The 14,371-nt window shown below is 70.6% G+C and carries 15 protein-coding genes and 1 pseudogene; 9 read left to right on the top strand and 7 right to left on the bottom strand.

Features of this window, described 5'->3' with window-relative positions; genetic code table 11:
- Nucleotides 1–69: 69 nt before the first annotated feature.
- On the top strand, nucleotides 70–810 hold the full coding sequence (locus tag ACR9E9_RS06210; protein WP_435202743.1) for an IclR family transcriptional regulator: 741 nt from the start codon (nucleotides 70–72) through the stop codon (nucleotides 808–810).
- 15 nt (nucleotides 811–825) lie between these two features.
- On the opposite strand, the gene ACR9E9_RS06205 is transcribed toward ACR9E9_RS06210, so the two are convergent.
- Nucleotides 826–1,878, bottom strand: a complete 1,053-nt coding sequence (locus tag ACR9E9_RS06205; RefSeq protein ID WP_435202741.1) for a 4-hydroxy-3-methylbut-2-enyl diphosphate reductase — start codon at nucleotides 1,876–1,878, stop codon at nucleotides 826–828.
- Between the two features lie 106 nt (nucleotides 1,879–1,984).
- Between ACR9E9_RS06205 and ACR9E9_RS06200 the strand changes: the two genes are divergently transcribed.
- From ACR9E9_RS06200 to ACR9E9_RS06185, 4 genes are read left to right on the top strand one after another with little or no spacing between them, the layout of a single operon-like run.
- Nucleotides 1,985–2,320 carry a YbjQ family protein gene (locus ACR9E9_RS06200; RefSeq protein WP_435202739.1) on the top strand — a complete coding sequence of 112 codons (336 nt, stop codon included), beginning with the start codon at nucleotides 1,985–1,987 and terminating at the stop codon, nucleotides 2,318–2,320.
- A complete protein-coding gene (locus tag ACR9E9_RS06195; protein ID WP_435202737.1) occupies nucleotides 2,320–2,862 on the top strand; it encodes a heavy metal-binding domain-containing protein in 543 nt (180 codons plus the stop codon). The genes ACR9E9_RS06200 and ACR9E9_RS06195 overlap by 1 nt, the downstream gene beginning before the upstream one ends.
- On the top strand, nucleotides 2,859–4,091 hold the full coding sequence (gene xseA, locus ACR9E9_RS06190; protein ID WP_435202735.1) for an exodeoxyribonuclease VII large subunit: 1,233 nt from the start codon (nucleotides 2,859–2,861) through the stop codon (nucleotides 4,089–4,091). The genes ACR9E9_RS06195 and xseA overlap by 4 nt, the downstream gene beginning before the upstream one ends.
- Before the next feature lie 28 nt (nucleotides 4,092–4,119).
- The gene (locus tag ACR9E9_RS06185) at nucleotides 4,120–4,356 is read left to right on the top strand and encodes an exodeoxyribonuclease VII small subunit (protein ID WP_435202733.1); all 237 of its coding nucleotides are present in this window, start codon (nucleotides 4,120–4,122) and stop codon (nucleotides 4,354–4,356) included.
- Here ACR9E9_RS06185 and ACR9E9_RS06180 read toward each other — a convergent pair.
- Nucleotides 4,345–4,968, bottom strand: a complete 624-nt coding sequence (locus ACR9E9_RS06180; protein ID WP_435202731.1) for a DUF4245 domain-containing protein — start codon at nucleotides 4,966–4,968, stop codon at nucleotides 4,345–4,347. The genes ACR9E9_RS06185 and ACR9E9_RS06180 overlap by 12 nt on opposite strands.
- A 78-nt stretch (nucleotides 4,969–5,046) precedes the next feature.
- Between ACR9E9_RS06180 and glpX the strand changes: the two genes are divergently transcribed.
- Together glpX and ACR9E9_RS06170 are read left to right on the top strand one after the other, a co-directional pair.
- Complete coding sequence (glpX, locus tag ACR9E9_RS06175; protein WP_435202729.1) at nucleotides 5,047–6,066, top strand: class II fructose-bisphosphatase; 1,020 nt, start codon at nucleotides 5,047–5,049, stop codon at nucleotides 6,064–6,066.
- 2 nt (nucleotides 6,067–6,068) lie between these two features.
- Nucleotides 6,069–7,025: a PfkB family carbohydrate kinase gene (locus ACR9E9_RS06170; protein ID WP_435202727.1), complete on the top strand. Its 957-nt coding sequence runs from the start codon at nucleotides 6,069–6,071 to the stop codon at nucleotides 7,023–7,025.
- A gap of 107 nt (nucleotides 7,026–7,132) precedes the next feature.
- On the opposite strand, the gene ACR9E9_RS06165 is transcribed toward ACR9E9_RS06170, so the two are convergent.
- Genes ACR9E9_RS06165 through ACR9E9_RS06150 form a run of 4 tightly spaced genes read right to left on the bottom strand, consistent with a single transcriptional unit; the run spans nucleotide 7,133 to nucleotide 11,537 of the window.
- Nucleotides 7,133–8,389 (bottom strand): ABC transporter ATP-binding protein, encoded by a 1,257-nt coding sequence (locus tag ACR9E9_RS06165; RefSeq protein ID WP_435202725.1) that lies wholly within the window; start codon nucleotides 8,387–8,389, stop codon nucleotides 7,133–7,135.
- Between the two features lie 31 nt (nucleotides 8,390–8,420).
- Complete coding sequence (locus ACR9E9_RS06160; protein WP_435202723.1) at nucleotides 8,421–9,278, bottom strand: carbohydrate ABC transporter permease; 858 nt, start codon at nucleotides 9,276–9,278, stop codon at nucleotides 8,421–8,423.
- A 1-nt stretch (nucleotide 9,279) separates the two neighbouring features.
- A complete protein-coding gene (locus ACR9E9_RS06155; protein WP_435202721.1) occupies nucleotides 9,280–10,230 on the bottom strand; it encodes a carbohydrate ABC transporter permease in 951 nt (316 codons plus the stop codon).
- Complete coding sequence (locus ACR9E9_RS06150; RefSeq protein ID WP_435202719.1) at nucleotides 10,227–11,537, bottom strand: extracellular solute-binding protein; 1,311 nt, start codon at nucleotides 11,535–11,537, stop codon at nucleotides 10,227–10,229. The genes ACR9E9_RS06155 and ACR9E9_RS06150 overlap by 4 nt, the downstream gene beginning before the upstream one ends.
- 129 nt (nucleotides 11,538–11,666) lie before the next feature.
- Between ACR9E9_RS06150 and ACR9E9_RS06145 the strand changes: the two genes are divergently transcribed.
- Entirely contained in the window at nucleotides 11,667–12,164 is a 498-nt protein-coding gene (locus ACR9E9_RS06145) for a beta-class carbonic anhydrase (RefSeq protein ID WP_435202717.1), read from the top strand.
- A gap of 40 nt (nucleotides 12,165–12,204) precedes the next feature.
- Nucleotides 12,205–12,318 (top strand): annotated as a pseudogene (locus ACR9E9_RS06140) (Glu/Leu/Phe/Val dehydrogenase dimerization domain-containing protein); the annotation flags it as partial.
- A gap of 623 nt (nucleotides 12,319–12,941) precedes the next feature.
- On the opposite strand, the gene glmM reads toward ACR9E9_RS06140, so the two are convergent.
- Nucleotides 12,942–14,291 (bottom strand): phosphoglucosamine mutase, encoded by a 1,350-nt coding sequence (gene glmM / locus ACR9E9_RS06135; RefSeq protein WP_435202715.1) that lies wholly within the window; start codon nucleotides 14,289–14,291, stop codon nucleotides 12,942–12,944.
- Between the last annotated feature and the right edge of the window lie 80 nt (nucleotides 14,292–14,371).

Below are 14,371 nucleotides of genomic sequence, written 5' to 3'. Positions count from 1 at the left end.
GCAACGGCGACCGGACACCGCATCTGCCTAGGCAGATGCGGTGGGTGGGGGCGAGCGAAGGGAGGGCCCGTGGCCAATGCGACCGCGGCCGGGCACGCCCTTCGCGCCCTGACCCACCTGGCCAGCCGCGCCGCGCCGGTCCCCGCGGCCCACCTCGCCCGGGCCATCGGCCTGCCCCGCAGCAGCACGTACCACCTGCTGGGCGTGCTCATCGAGCACGGCTACGTCGTCCACTACGCGGAGGAGCGCACCTACGGTCTCGGCGCCGCGGTGCACGAGCTGGGCGCGGGTTACCAGCGACAGGACCCGCTGCAGCGCCTGGCCCGGCCGCTCGTCGAGCGGCTCGTGGACGCGACGACGCACAACGCCCACCTCGCCGTGCTCAGCGGGCGGGACGTCCTCTACGTCATCGAGGAGCGGGCGGCGGGGCGCCCGTCGCTCGTCACGGACGTCGGGATCCGGCTCCCGGCGACACTCACCGCCAGCGGGCTGGCCGTCCTCGCGGCTCTCCCACCCAAGCAGGTCACCGCCCTCTACCCCTCGGCCGCGGCCATGGTCGCCGACGGACCACCGACACCGTCCGCCCTGCGCCGCGAGCTCGTCGCCGTCCGAGCCCGTGGGTACGCGCTCGAGGTGGGCAGCGTCTCGGCCGAGCTGTCGTCGGTCGCCTCCGCCGTGCTCGAGCGGGACGGGCACCCGGTCGCCGCGGTGGCCATCACCTTCCGCAGCGAGGAGATCGACGGGGAGGCCCAGGACGAGCTCGCCTCGGCCGCCCGTCGGACGGCCGAGGCGATGGGCTCACGGCTGTGAGCTGAGGCGCACGGCTCAGTGCAGCTGGCCGGCGTCCTCGAGGGAGCCCGCGTCGTGCTTCATCTTGTCGTCCATCCCGGCGGCCTTGAGGTCCTTGCGCAGCTCCTTCGGCAGCGAGAAGAGCAGGCTCTCCTCCGCGGAGACGACCGGCGTGACGTCGCCGAAGCCGCGCTCGGCCAGGTACTCGAGGACGCCGCGCACGAGGAGCTCGGGGACGGACGCGCCGGAGGTCACCCCCACGGTGCGCACCCCCTCGAGCCAGGACTCGTCGATCTCGTCGGCGTAGTCGACCAGGTGCCCGTCACGGGAGCCGTGCTCGATGGCGACCTCGACGAGGCGCACCGAGTTGGAGGAGTTGCGCGAGCCGACGACGAGCATCAGGTCGCAGTCCTGGGCCATCTCCTTGACCGCGAGCTGGCGGTTCTGGGTGGCGTAGCAGATGTCGTCGCTCGGCGGGTTCTGCAGCGCGGGGAACTTCTCCCGCAGCCGGCGCACGGTCTCCATCGTCTCGTCGACCGACAGCGTCGTCTGGGAGAGCCAGACCACCTTGTCCGGGTCGCGGACCTCGACATTGACGACGTCGTCCGGACTCTCGACGAGGGTGATGTTGTCGGGCGCCTCCCCGGAGGTGCCGACGACCTCCTCGTGGCCCTCGTGACCGATGAGGAGGATGTCGAAGTCGTCGTCGGCGAAGCGCACGGCCTCACGGTGGACCTTGGTCACCAGGGGGCAGGTCGCGTCGATGGTCTTCAGGCTCAGCGCCTTGGCCTCGTCGTGGACGACCGGGGCGACGCCGTGGGCGGAGAAGACGACGGTCGCACCCTCGGGGACCTCATCGGTCTCCTCGACGAAGATCGCGCCGCGCTTCTCCAAGGTGGTGACAACGTGCTTGTTGTGGACGATCTCCTTGCGCACGTACACCGGCGGGCCGTACAGCTCCAGGGCCCGCTCGACGCTGACGACGGCGCGGTCGACCCCCGCACAGTAGCCGCGGGGGGCCGCGAGCAGCACGCGCTTGGTGCCCTGCGCGGTGTCGAGGTCGGCGGACGGGTCTGAACTGGTGGTCATGGCCCCATCGTAGGCGAGGGCCCTGAACACGCACTGACCATCGCGCTCTCACGGGCCGGTGACCTGATTGACTGGGGCCGACACGTGGCCACGAGCAGGAGAAGCGATGTTCCTCAGCAACACCGAGACGGTCCCGGGCGCCCGAGTCACCCGCACCCTGGGGCTGGTCAACGGCAACACCGTGCGGGCGAAGCACCTCGGCCGCGACATCCTCTCGGGCTTCAAGAACCTCGCCGGCGGCGAGCTGCAGGCCTACACCGAGCTGCTCACCGAGAGCCGCAACGAGGCCATCGGCCGGATGGTCACCCAAGCGCAGCAGATGGGCGCCAATGCCGTCGTCAACGTGCGCTTCACGACCGCGTCGGTCGCGCCGGGGGCGGCCGAGATCTACGCCTACGGCACGGCCGTGGTGCTGGAGCAGGCTGCGTCGGAGCAGCGCTGATGGAGCCCGGCGAGGTCGTTGGACTCCTCATCGGCAGCCTCTGCCTCCTGCTCGTCATCGGGCTCCCGCTGTCCATCCCGCTCTACGCCCTGATCGTGGGGTTCCGCCGCCGCGCGGCGAGCCAGCAGCTCCTCGCCCAGCGCGAGCCGCAGCTGGCCCACCTGCTGCAGGTCAACACCGAGGTCACCCAGCACCCGGGCCCGACCGGCCTGGTCCACGGCAGCGTCGCCTACGCAGCCGACTTCCCCTCGCGCTGGGCGACGGGGTGGCGCAACCTCGTGGGTGGCCACGCCACGAGCCTCCACGAGCAGGTCGACCTGGCCCGGCGCCTGGCCACCGTGCGGATGCTCGAGCACGCCGCCGCGCAGGAGGCCCTCGGGGTCGCCAACATCCGCATCGAGACCAGCCACATCGACATGAGCAGCGGCTCGCGCGGCCGCCAGTCCCTGGTCATCGACCTGCTTGTCTACGGCACCGCGCTGCTGCCCGCCCGGGACGCCGGCCGCGCCCGGCCGCCCGCTCCGACACCGGCGCGCCCGTGAGCCCCCCCCTTCCCGACAAGGCCGCCGACACCACCGCGGAGCAACCGTGGCCGGTCCGCGTGCTGAGCATGAAGATCGCCGACTACGTCGACCGGATGTCGGTCACCTGGGTCGAGGGGCAGGTCGTCCAGCTCAACCGCCGCCCCGGGGCACGCACCGCCTTCCTCACCCTGCGCGACCCCGACGTCAACATGTCGCTGTCGTGCATGGTCCGCGTCAACGCCCTCGACGCGATGCCCGCCCCGCTCGGCGAGGGAGCCCGCGTCGTCGTGCAGGCCAAGCCGAGCTACTGGCCCCAGCGCGGCTCGCTGTCGATGGACGTGCGCCAGATCCGGCCCGTGGGAGTCGGTGAGCTGCTGGCCCGGATCGAGTACCTCAAGCAGAACCTGCGTTCCGAGGGCCTCTTCGATGCCTCCCGCAAGCGGTCGCTCCCCTTCCTCCCCCGCCGGGTCGGGCTAGTCTGCGGCCGGGCGAGCGCCGCCGAGCGGGACGTCATCGAGAACGCCCACCGCCGGTGGCCGGGCCTGCCCTTCGCCATCCGCCAGGTCGCGGTCCAGGGCGCTGGCGCCGTGGCCGAGGTCAGCGCGGCGATCGCCGAGCTCGACGCCGTCGAGGACGTCGACGTCATCATCGTCACCCGCGGGGGCGGGTCCGTGGAGGACCTGCTCTCCTTCAGCAACGAGACGATGGTCCGGGCCGTGGCCTCCGCCCGCACTCCCGTCGTCAGCGCGATCGGGCACGACGTCGACACACCCCTGCTCGACCTCGTCGCCGACGTGCGCGCCTCGACCCCGACGGACGCGGCCAAGCTCGTCTGCCCCGACGCCGCGGCCGAGCGCGCCGGCATCGTCGACGCCCGCACCCGGGCGTGGGCGAGCCTGTCCGCCCACGTGGAGCGGGAGCGCCGCCGGCTCGTCGAGCTGACCTCCCGGCCGGTCCTGACCGACCGCACCGCCTTCGTGCGGGCCCAGCGGGAGGTCATCGAGTCGCTGCGCCGTCGGTCCCACGGCCGGCTCGAGGCCAGGTTGCACCGCGAGCGCGACCGCGTCACCCACCTGCGGGCCCAGGCACGGGTGCTCTCCCCCGCCTCGACCCTCGAGCGCGGCTACGCGATCGTCCAACGGCCCGACGGGGAGGTCATCGCCGCCCGTGAGGGCCTCGAGGTCGAGGACCTGCTGCGCGTGACCGTCGCGGACGGGGACTTCGCCGTGCGGGTCACCGACGCGTGAACCACCGCCCCCGACCTAGGGTTGGGGCATGACCGAGCAGCCGACCCAGCCCGATGAGACCGATGTCGCCGACCTGACCTATGAGCAGGCGCGCCAGGAGCTCGTGGAGCTCGTGGCCCGGCTCGAAGGGGGTCAGGCCGGTCTCGAGGAGAGCATGCGGCTGTGGCAGCGCGGCGAGGCCCTCGCGGCCCACTGCGAGGCCTGGCTCGACAAGGCCGAGGCGAGCCTCGCCTCCACCGAGGCGGCCGAGGAATCAGCCGGCTGAAGCGCCCTTCGCCCCGGGCGTCGCCTCGACGAGACGGTTGGCGAAACCCTCGAGCTGCTTCCAGCTGCCCGTGCCGGTGACGATCGTCGTCAGCTCACCCTTCGCCGCCGGCTCGTGCACGAGGCTGCGCTGGACCTGGCCCTCGCGGTCGCGCTTGACCCAGGCCCGCCCGTCCTGCGTGGTCAGCGTGCCGACGCTCTCGCCGTCGTGGGTCTGGCTGGTGATCCACGCCGTCTCGGGGTCCGCCGCCTGCTGGACCGAGACGTACTCCTCGTCCGGGGTCGTGTAGCCCGCGTTCCACGCCATGACGCCGTCCGTGGAGCGCTCGTAGCGCACATTGGTCGCGATCCAGCCGTCCGGGAGGTCCGTGGGGTACGCGAAGGGCTGCCCCGCCTGCTCCGCGCGGTGCTGCGCGGTCCCCGGCACGTCGAGCGACTCGGGTGAGCGGCTGTTGCCGCGGCCGGACATGGCGAAGATGGCGAGGGAGATCGCGAGGATGACCGCCAGGGAGCGGACCATGTTCGCCGCGGTCCCCTTGGCGTAGTGGCTCGCGCCACGTGCCGGCACCGACTGCACGGCCGGCTCGGCGGGATCACCTGGGGCGGAACTCATGGCAGCCATGGTCGCACGCGCCCCCGAGTGCGCCAGATAGGCTCGGGCGCGACGAGCACCACCCCGCGGAGGAGAACCATGAGCCAGTCCAGCACGCCCGTCCCCAGCGCCGGGGTCATGCACCCCGACCGGAACCTGGCGATGGAGCTGGTCCGCGTCACCGAGGCCGCCGCCCTCGCCGGCGGACGGTGGGTCGGCCGCGGAGACAAGAACCGCGCCGACGGTGCCGCCGTCGACGCCATGCGCTCGATGATCTCCGGCGTGCGCATGGACGGGGTCGTCATCATCGGTGAGGGCGAGAAGGACGAGGCCCCGATGCTCTACAACGGCGAAGCGGTCGGCGACGGTCAGGGCCCCGCCTGCGACGTCGCGGTCGACCCGATCGACGGGACCACCCTCACGGCGAAGGGGATGACCAACGCCGTGAGCGTCATGGCCGTCGCCGACCGCGGCACGATGCTCGACCCGAGCGCCGTGTTCTACATGGACAAGCTCGTCACCGGTCCCGAGGCCGCCGACAGCGTCGACATCCGTCTGCCCGTCGCCGAGAACATCCGCCGCATCGCCCAGGCCAAGCGCACCCACGCCGACGACGTCACCGTCGTCATGCTCGACCGGCCGCGTCACTCGGGGCTCGCCGACGAGGTGCGAGCGGCCGGCGCCCGGATCCGCTTCATCTCCGACGGTGACGTCGCCGGCGCGATCATGGCCGCCCGTCCGGACACGGGCATCGACCTGCTGCTCGGCGTCGGCGGCACCCCCGAGGGCATCATCACCGCCTGCGCGATCAAGTGCCTCGGGGGGACCATCCAGGGGCGGCTGTGGCCCCGCGACGACGAGGAGCGCCAGCACGCCATCGACTCCGGGCACGACCTGGAGCGGGTCCTCACGACCGATGACCTCGTCCGGACCGACAACTGCTACTTCGTCGCGACCGGCATCACCGACGGCGAGCTGCTGCGGGGCGTGCGCTACCGCGCCGGTGGGGCGACGACCGAGTCGCTGGTCATGCGCAGCAAGTCCGGCACGACCCGCATGGTCGAGGCGCACCACAACCTGACCAAGGTCGAGCGCCTCTCCCCCGAACTGCCCTCCTGACCGTGGCGGCCCGCCGCTCCGCACCGAGCCGAACCCTCGTCATCGGGGAGTCGCTCATCGACGTCGTCCGCACCCCGGACGGGTCGAGCACCCGACACGTGGGCGGCAGCCCCCTCAACGTCGCCGTCGGCCTGGCCCGACTGGACCACCGCGTCTCGTTGGCCACGTACTTCGGACGTGACGAGGGGGGCGCCGCCATCGGCGCCCACGTGTCCGACGCCGGCGTCGATCTCGTGCCCGGCAGCGACCGGGCCGAGGACACCACGGTGGCCACCGCGACCCTCGACGAGCAGGGCCGGGCGGAGTACACCTTCGACATCGCCTGGCGCGTCCCCGAGCTGCCCGAGCGCACCGGGCACCTGCACACCGGATCGATCGGCGCCCTGCTGCGACCGGGTGGGGTGGACGTCCTCGCGGCGATGGGTGGCGGACGTCGGGTCGGGACCGTCTCCTACGACCCGAACATCCGCCCTTCGCTCGTGCGGGACCGCGGCGCCACGCTCGGCGAGGTCGAGCGGCGCGTGGCGGTGAGCGATGTCGTCAAGGCGAGCGACGACGACCTGGAGTGGCTCGCCGGTCGCCCCCTCGACGAGCAGGGCCTCACCGACTGGCTGCACGGCTGGCGCGACCTCGGGCCCACCGTCCTCGTGTGCACCCGTGGGGCGAAGGGGGCCCTGGCGCTCCTCCCGTCCGGCCGCACCGTGACGGTGCCCGGCGCCGGCGTCGAGGTCGCCGACACCGTCGGCGCCGGGGACTCGTTCATGGCGGGGATGCTCTCCGCGCTCCTCGACGTGGGGCTGCTCGGGGGGCCGGAGGCTCGCTCCCGCCTGCGCAAGGCCAAGGGTGCGGCGGTCACCGCGGCGGTCACCCGCGGCGTCGACGCCTCCGCGCGCACCGTCGCCCGCCTCGGCGCGCACGCCCCCAGCCGCGCCGACCTGGGGATCGCCCCACTCCGCTGATCCGCATCTGCCTAGGCAGATGCGGTCCAGTTCCAGGCCCGGTCACATCTGCCTAGGCAGATGCGACCTCCGCCGGGCATCTGCCTAGGCAGATGCGAAGGGGGGGATCAGGCGGTCTGCTGCTCCGCCTCGCGCTCGCGCGCCCGGGTCAGGGCCCGCTGGCGGTCCTCCTCGGACTGACGGGCGATCTCCGCGGCCGCGTCGTCGTCCCGGGTGAGGCAGTCGCCGGTCTCCGGGTCGAAGACGTGCATCAGGGCCGGGTTGAAGACGAAGTGGGCGACATCGCCCTCACGCACGCGTGAGCGCGGGTCGAGGTTGACGACCATCTGGGTGCGCATCCCCTCGCCGTCGAGGTCCTTGTCCAGCTCGTCGAGCTTGGCCTTGACATCGCCCTCGACGTCGAAGGGCACGTAGGCGTACTGCTCGTTGCCCAGCCACTCCGTCTGGTCGACGACGGCATCGAAGCGCACCCCGTTGGCCGTCTCGTCACCCAGGTCGGCGTCCTTGATGTGCTCGGGGCGGATCCCCACGATGAGCAGGTCGCGGCCCCGCACGCGCTCCTGGGCGATCTGCGGGATCGGCACCGAGCAGAAGGGCAGCACGAGCTCGTCGCCGCTCACCTCCGCCGGGAGGAAGTTCATCGGCGGCGTCCCGATGAAGCCGGCCACGAAGAGGTTGACCGGCTGGTCGTAGAGCTCGCGCGGGCTGGAGCACTGCTGCAGCACGCCCTTCTTGAGCACGGACACCCGGTCCCCGAGGGTGAGCGCCTCGGTCTGGTCGTGCGTGACGTAGATCGTCGTCGTGCCCAGGCGGCGCTGCATCCGGGAGATCTCCGTGCGCATCTGCCCGCGCAGCTTCGCGTCGAGGTTGGACAGCGGCTCGTCGAAGAGGAAGGCGTCGGCGTCGCGCACGATGGCCCGCCCCATCGCCACGCGCTGACGCTGACCACCGGAGAGGTTGGCCGGCTTGCGCTCGAGGTGCTCGTCGAGCTCGAGCATCGCGCTGGCCTTGCGCACCTTCGCGTCGATCTCGTCGTGCGTGTGCTTGCCCTTGGCCAGGCGAAGGGGGAAGGCGATGTTCTCGAAGACCGTCAGGTGCGGGTAGAGCGCGTAGTTCTGGAAGACCATCGACAGGTTGCGGTCCTTCGGCGACAGCTCGTTGACCTGCTTGCCGTCGATCTGCAGCTCACCGCTCGTGATGTCCTCCAGCCCGACGACCATCCGCAGCAGCGTCGACTTCCCGCAGCCCGACGGGCCGACGAAGATCATGAACTCGCCGTCCTTGATGTCCAGGCTCACGTCGTTGATCGCCGGGAAGCCGTCACCGTACTTCTTCACGAGGTTGGTCAAAGTGATCTCAGCCATGGGGTGTTCTCCTGTTTCTTCAGGCCGGGCCTCAGCCCTTGACGGCGCCCGAGGTCAGCCCGGCGACGATCCGGCGCTGGAAGATCAGCACGAGGATGACGACGGGGATGGTGACGACGACCGCGGCCGCCATGATGGCGCCCGTCGGCTGCTCGAACTGGCTCGCGCCGGTGAAGAAGGCGAGCGCGGCCGGAACGGTGCGTGCCTTGTCCGAGGTGAGCGAGATCGCGAAGACGAAGTCGTTCCACGCGATGAAGAAGGTGATGATCGCCGTGGTGAAGACACCGGGGGCGGCCAGGGGGATGATGACCTTGCGGAAGGCCTGCCAGCTCGTCGCCCCGTCCACCTGGGCGGCCTGCTCCATCTCCCAGGGGATCTGCTGGAAGAAGGCCGACATCGTCCAGATGGACAGCGGCAGCGTCAGCGCGAGGTAGGGGATGACCAGCCCGGGGATCGTGTCGAAGAGACCCGTCTTGCTCCACACCTCGAACAGCGGGGTGACCATGGCGACCACGGGGAAGAAGCTCACCGCGAGGGCTGTCGTGAGGATCATCTTCTTGCCCTTGAACTCCAGACGGGAGATCGCATAGGCGCAGAACATCGCCAGGACCACCGAGATGAAGGTGGCGAGCAGGCAGACGATGAGCGAGTTGCGCAGCGCCGGCATGAACAGATCACTCGCACCGCCGGTGAAGATCAGCCGGTAGTTGTCGAGCGTCGGGTCCTTCGGCCAGAAGTTGCCCAGGAAGCTCGCGTCCGGGTTGGCCAGGGTGTCGGCGCTCTTCAGGGACAACGAGAGCATCCACAGCAGCATCAACATCGTCCACACCATGATCGGCACCGCCAGGATCGACCACAGTCCCGTGCCCTTCGCTGACGTCTTCGCCATGTCAGCTCCTCCCTTCGGCCAGGTCGACCTTGAACAGTTTGACGAACACCGCGGCGATGACCAGCACGCAGAGGAAGAGGATCACCGACAGCGCCGATCCCAGTCCGATCTCCGTGCGGTCGATGGTTTGTCGGTAGATGAGCATCGACAACGACGCCGTGTCATTGGCGCCTCCGGTCATGATGAAGATGTTGTCGAAGATGCGGAACGCGTCGAGGGTGCGAAAGAGCAGCGCGACCATGACGGCCGCCTTCATGCTCGGCAGGATGACCTTGACCAGCACCTGGATCCAGGAGGCCCCGTCCACCTTCGCCGCCTCCTCCATCGAGGAGTCGACCTGGGCGAGGCCGGCGAGGAGCAGCAGCGACATGAAGGGCGTCGTCTTCCAGATCTCCGACAGGGAGATGACGAAGACCGAGGGCCAGAAGCTGCCGAACCAGTCGTAGTTCGGGTCGATCCCCGGTATCCAGTTGATCCAGTTGTTGACGAACCCGGTGTCGGTGCGGAAGGCGTAGAGCCAGGTGAAACCCGAGACGACCGTGATGATCGAGTACGGGATGAGCACGACCGTGCGCAGGGTCCGTCGCGGGATGACGATCCGGTGCATCACGAGCGCGATGATGAAACCGAAGACGAGCTCGACGACCACGGTGATCACCGTGACGAGCACGGTCATCCACATCGCCTTCCAGAAGACCTCGTCGGTGAAGGAGACGAGGTAGTTCTGCAGCCCGACGAACTCCCGGTTGTCGGGGTCGGTCAGCCGGTAGTAGAAGAAGCTGTTCCAGATCGCCTGGAGGATCGGGTAGGCGGTGACCAGGAGCATGATGACGAAGGCCGGCATCGCCAGCCTCCACCCGAGATGCTGCTCGCTGCGTGCCCGGTCGGAGAGCCCGGTCTTCTTCTTCCGATGCGTCGGGGTGTCACTCCCCCTGTCGGTCACTGCACTCACAGCAACGCATCCCCCTTCAGCACGTCCTGGAGCAGCGTCGTCGCCTGCTTCGGGGTCGAGTCAGCGTCGACCGAGCCGGGCGGGCTGTACTCGCGCTGGATGCCGGCGGAGACGTCACCGTAGTACTGGGTCAGGGGCCGCGGCGCGCTGGAGTCCAGGGACTGGCGGATCAGGGCCGCCATCGGGAACTCCTTCTTCACCTCCGCGTCGTCGTACACCGCCTTGCGGGCGGCCGGATTTCCCGTCCCGAGCATGTACGTCGTCTGGCTCTCCTGCGAGGTGAGGCACTCGACGGCGTCCCACGCCTCCTCCGGGTGCTCGGAGGCCTCGCTCACGCCCATCTCGATACCACCGAGCGGCGGCTTGGAGTCCTCGCCCTTGACCGTCTGCGGGTAGCGGGTCCAGGCGAGATCATCCATCCAGTCGACCTCGGCGCCCTTGAGGGCGGCGTAGACGTAGGGCCAGTTGACCATGAAGCCGGCCCGCTCGTTCTGGAACATGTCCAGCGTGGTCGTCTCGTCGGTCGACCCGAGCGCCGGGCCACCGACCTTCGCCTTCGACAGGTCGTGGATGACCGAGGCAGCCTTCTTGCCTCCCGCCGACTCGAGACCGAACTTCAGGTCCTTCCCGTCGGCCTCGGGGTTGCGCACGATGTGTTCGCCGGCGCCCTCGACGAGCGCATTGATCCAGACCACGTAGCCCTCGTAGGGCGAGGCCTGGACCCCGACGTTCGTGTCGCTCTTCTGTGCGGCCCGGATGACCTGGTCCCACGTCACCGGCTTCGTCATGTCGAGACCGGCCTTCTTGGCGACCGATGTGCGGTACCAGAGCAACTGGGTGTTGGCCCAGAAGGGCGCCGCGTACATCTCGTCCTTCCACTCGGTGTTCGTCACGGCCGGCTCGACGGCGTCGTCGCTGAAGGTCTCCTGCTTGTCGTCGGGCACCTTGGCCAGGTATCCGGCCTCGGCGAACTCCGCGACGAAGACCGGGTCGATCGACATGATGTCGACCCCGGTGTCGCCGGAGGCCAGCCGGCGCAGCAGCTGCTGGCGCTGGTCGCTCGCGCCGTTGGGCAGCACCTGGATCCCGATGTCGTACGCCCCCTTCGAGGCGTCGGTGCACTCCTTGGCGAGCTGCGCCTGGCCGCCGCCGTCGGGATCAGAGCCGCCGCCGTCGGGGTTGATGTACCAGGTGAGCTGCGTCCCGCCGCTGGACCCGTCGCCGCCACCGCATGCCGCCAGCCCGAGAGCGGCTGCCGTACCCGCCGCTGCCACAAAGGCGATCCGACCTCGTCGTCGTGTGTTCACGTCGCTCCGTCCTCTCATCCTGCCGATCTGATGTCTACACCCCCACCGTGTCCAATGCCACAGTTACGCGGTTGTGATCCTGCTCCGGAATTGATTCGTGATGCCTCGCGTCGGGTTTACCGTGGCCTCATGAACGACGCCTTCGACGACCTCCTGGCAGCGAACCGCGAGTTCGCGACGACCTTCTCCCTCAGCGGCTTCGACGGGATCGCCCACGCGGGCGTCGCGATCGTCACCTGCATGGACTCGCGGATCGACCCGCTCGGCATGCTCGGGCTCTCCCCCGGCGACGCGAAGATCTTCCGCAACCCGGGCGGGCGGGTCACCTCGGCGGCGCTCGAGGCCATCGTGCTCGGCGTGCACCTGCTCAACGTCAAGCGCGTCCTCGTCATCCCGCACACCCGCTGCGCGATGACGACCTCCTCCGAGGCCGAGTTGCGCCAGAAGATCGGTGACGCCGCCGGGCAGGACGCCTCCTGGCAGGGATTCAGCGTCGTCCACGACCAGATGGCCGCCCTGGAGCAGGACGTCGCCGCCGTGCGCTCGCACCCGCTCGTGCCCGCCGGCATCGAGGTCGGCGGCTTCCTCTACGACGTCGACACCGGTCTGATCGCGCAGCACCTCTGACCCGCCACCACCCCGGGGACAGTGCGCCGTCCCCGGCCCGATGGCCCCTGCCACCATGGGTGGCACGACTACCGCACGCGAGGCCCAGCGACTCGCTGCCGCCATGACCCTCAAGCACGCCCTCGCCGAGCTCCCCTACGGCGGAGCGAAGTCCGTGGTGATGCTCGAGGGGGAGATCGCCCCCGCAGGGTCCCCGGCGTCGACATGGGCACCCTGCTGGAGGACATGCAGACCATCCGCGACGACGGGGGCGCCCGGGCCTTCTGCGACGAGGTCAGCCCCTCCCCCTTCACCGCTCGTGGCGTCGACGCGGCCATGCGGGCCGCAGCCATCCACCGCCACGGCGAAGTGGCCTCGCCGGGGCGGAGGTCGTCGTCCGGTGTCGGCGGCGTCGGCGCGGAGGTCGCCCGGCTCGCGCACGCCGACGGGGCGAGGCTCACCGTCGCGGACGTCGACACCAGTCGCCCGCATCCCCGCCCGGATCATCGCCGGTGCGGCCAACGACACCCTCGACGACCCCGGCTGCGCCGAGGCCCTGCGCGAGGCAGGCATCACCTTCGTCCCCGACGTCGTCGCCAATGCCGGTGGGGTCATCCAGGTCCACGGCGGCGTCTCCGGCTGGAGCGACGAGGAGACCCTCGCGGCGGTCGGCCGGATCGGTGCACCCGCCACTCCTACTTCGACGTGCCCGCGGTCTGACTCCCTTGCGCCCGCCCCCCTTCGCATGTGCCTAGGCAGATGCGAAGGGGAGGCGGCGAAGGGGGCGGCGGGCGACGGTCAGAGGGCGAGGCGCTCCCGGACGACGACGGAGAGGCGCTCGGCGCTGGCCAGGGCACGCTCGTGCGTGTCCGCCTCGACCATGACCCGCACGACGGCCTCGGTGCCGGACTTGCGCAGCAGGACGCGGCCCGCACTGGCCAGGGAGGTCTCCACCTGGGTGACCGCAGCGCGCACACCCTCGTCGCCGTCGACGCGGTGCTTGTCGACGTCCTTGACGTTGATGAGCACCTGCGGCATCCGGGTCATCGCTCCGGCGAGGTCGGCGATGCTGCGGCCCGTCTCGGCGACCCGGGCCGCGAGCATGAGGCCGGTGAGCACACCGTCTCCGGTCGTCGCGTGCTCCAGGAGGATCACGTGGCCGGACTGCTCACCGCCGAGCGAGTATCCCCCGCGGCGCATCTCCTCCAGGACGTACCGGTCACCGACCCCCGCCTGCACGACGGTGATGCCGGCGGCCTCCATCGCCTGCATGAGGCCGAGGTTGCTCATGACCGTCGCGACGAGCGTGTCGTCGACGAGGGTGCCGTGGTCCTTCAGCGACAGGGCGAGGATCGCCATGATCTGGTCGCCGTCGACCACCGTGCCGTCGGCATCCACGGCTAGGCACCTGTCGGCGTCCCCGTCGTGCGCGATGCCGAGGTCGGCGCCGTGCTCGACGACCGCCGCCTGCAGGACCTCCAGGTGGGTCGAGCCGCACCCGTCGTTGATGTTCAGACCGTCGGGCCGCGCCCCGATGACGTGCACCTCGGCCCCGGCGAGTCGGAAGACCTCGGGCGAGACCTCGCTCGCGGCACCGTGGGCGGCATCGATGACGATCGTCAACCCCTCGAGCCGCGGCTCGACGGCGTCGAGGAGGTGACGCACATAGCGCGTACCGGCGTCCTCCATGAGGGTCACCCGACCGACGTCGACCCCGGTCGGACGCTCGGGCACCTCGCCCAGGACCGCCTCGATGGCGTCCTCGACGGCATCGGGCAGCTTGTGGCCACCGGCGGCGAAGAACTTGATGCCGTTGTCGGGCATCGCGTTGTGCGAGGCGGACAGCATGACGCCGAAGTCGGCGTGCACCTCGCCCGTGAGGAAGGCCACCGCAGGGGTCGGGACGACCCCCGCGTCGAGCACGTCGATCCCGCTGCTCGCCAGGCCCGCCACGACGGCCGCGGAGAGGAACTCCCCGGACGCGCGCGGGTCCCGCCCCACGACGGCGACGGGGCGCCTCCCTTCGGTGCCCTCCGGGTCACGCAGGACGCGGGCGGCGGCCTGGGCCAGACGGAGGGCGAAGTCGGCGGTGATGACCTCGCCGTTGGCGAGGCCGCGGACACCGTCGGTGCCGAAGAGTCGGGGCATGGTGCGAACCTTCCGTGGGACGACCGTCCGGGTACATGCTGGTGGCAGGGCCACGAGGACGGGCTCCGCCACGATACCGC

The sequence above is a fragment of the Janibacter sp. GS2 genome (assembly GCF_051200835.1).
In the GTDB taxonomy this organism is placed as follows: domain Bacteria; phylum Actinomycetota; class Actinomycetes; order Actinomycetales; family Dermatophilaceae; genus Janibacter.
The sequence above is the reverse complement of the archived record's forward strand: the minus strand, read 5'-3'. Positions and strand labels throughout refer to the sequence as shown.

Excerpts from the sequence above, each read along its gene's own strand:
- ACR9E9_RS06205 (WP_435202741.1), bottom strand. The coding sequence starts at position 1,878 with ATGACCACCAGTTCAGACCCGTCCGCCGACCTCGACACCGCGCAGGGC.
- ACR9E9_RS06200 (WP_435202739.1), top strand. The coding sequence starts at position 1,985 with ATGTTCCTCAGCAACACCGAGACGGTCCCGGGCGCCCGAGTCACCCGC.
- ACR9E9_RS06195 (WP_435202737.1), top strand. The coding sequence starts at position 2,320 with ATGGAGCCCGGCGAGGTCGTTGGACTCCTCATCGGCAGCCTCTGCCTC.
- ACR9E9_RS06185 (WP_435202733.1), top strand. The coding sequence starts at position 4,120 with ATGACCGAGCAGCCGACCCAGCCCGATGAGACCGATGTCGCCGACCTG.
- ACR9E9_RS06180 (WP_435202731.1), bottom strand. The coding sequence starts at position 4,968 with ATGAGTTCCGCCCCAGGTGATCCCGCCGAGCCGGCCGTGCAGTCGGTG.
- glpX (WP_435202729.1), top strand. The coding sequence starts at position 5,047 with ATGAGCCAGTCCAGCACGCCCGTCCCCAGCGCCGGGGTCATGCACCCC.
- ACR9E9_RS06165 (WP_435202725.1), bottom strand. The coding sequence starts at position 8,389 with ATGGCTGAGATCACTTTGACCAACCTCGTGAAGAAGTACGGTGACGGC.
- ACR9E9_RS06160 (WP_435202723.1), bottom strand. The coding sequence starts at position 9,278 with ATGGCGAAGACGTCAGCGAAGGGCACGGGACTGTGGTCGATCCTGGCG.
- ACR9E9_RS06145 (WP_435202717.1), top strand. The coding sequence starts at position 11,667 with ATGAACGACGCCTTCGACGACCTCCTGGCAGCGAACCGCGAGTTCGCG.
- glmM (WP_435202715.1), bottom strand. The coding sequence starts at position 14,291 with ATGCCCCGACTCTTCGGCACCGACGGTGTCCGCGGCCTCGCCAACGGC.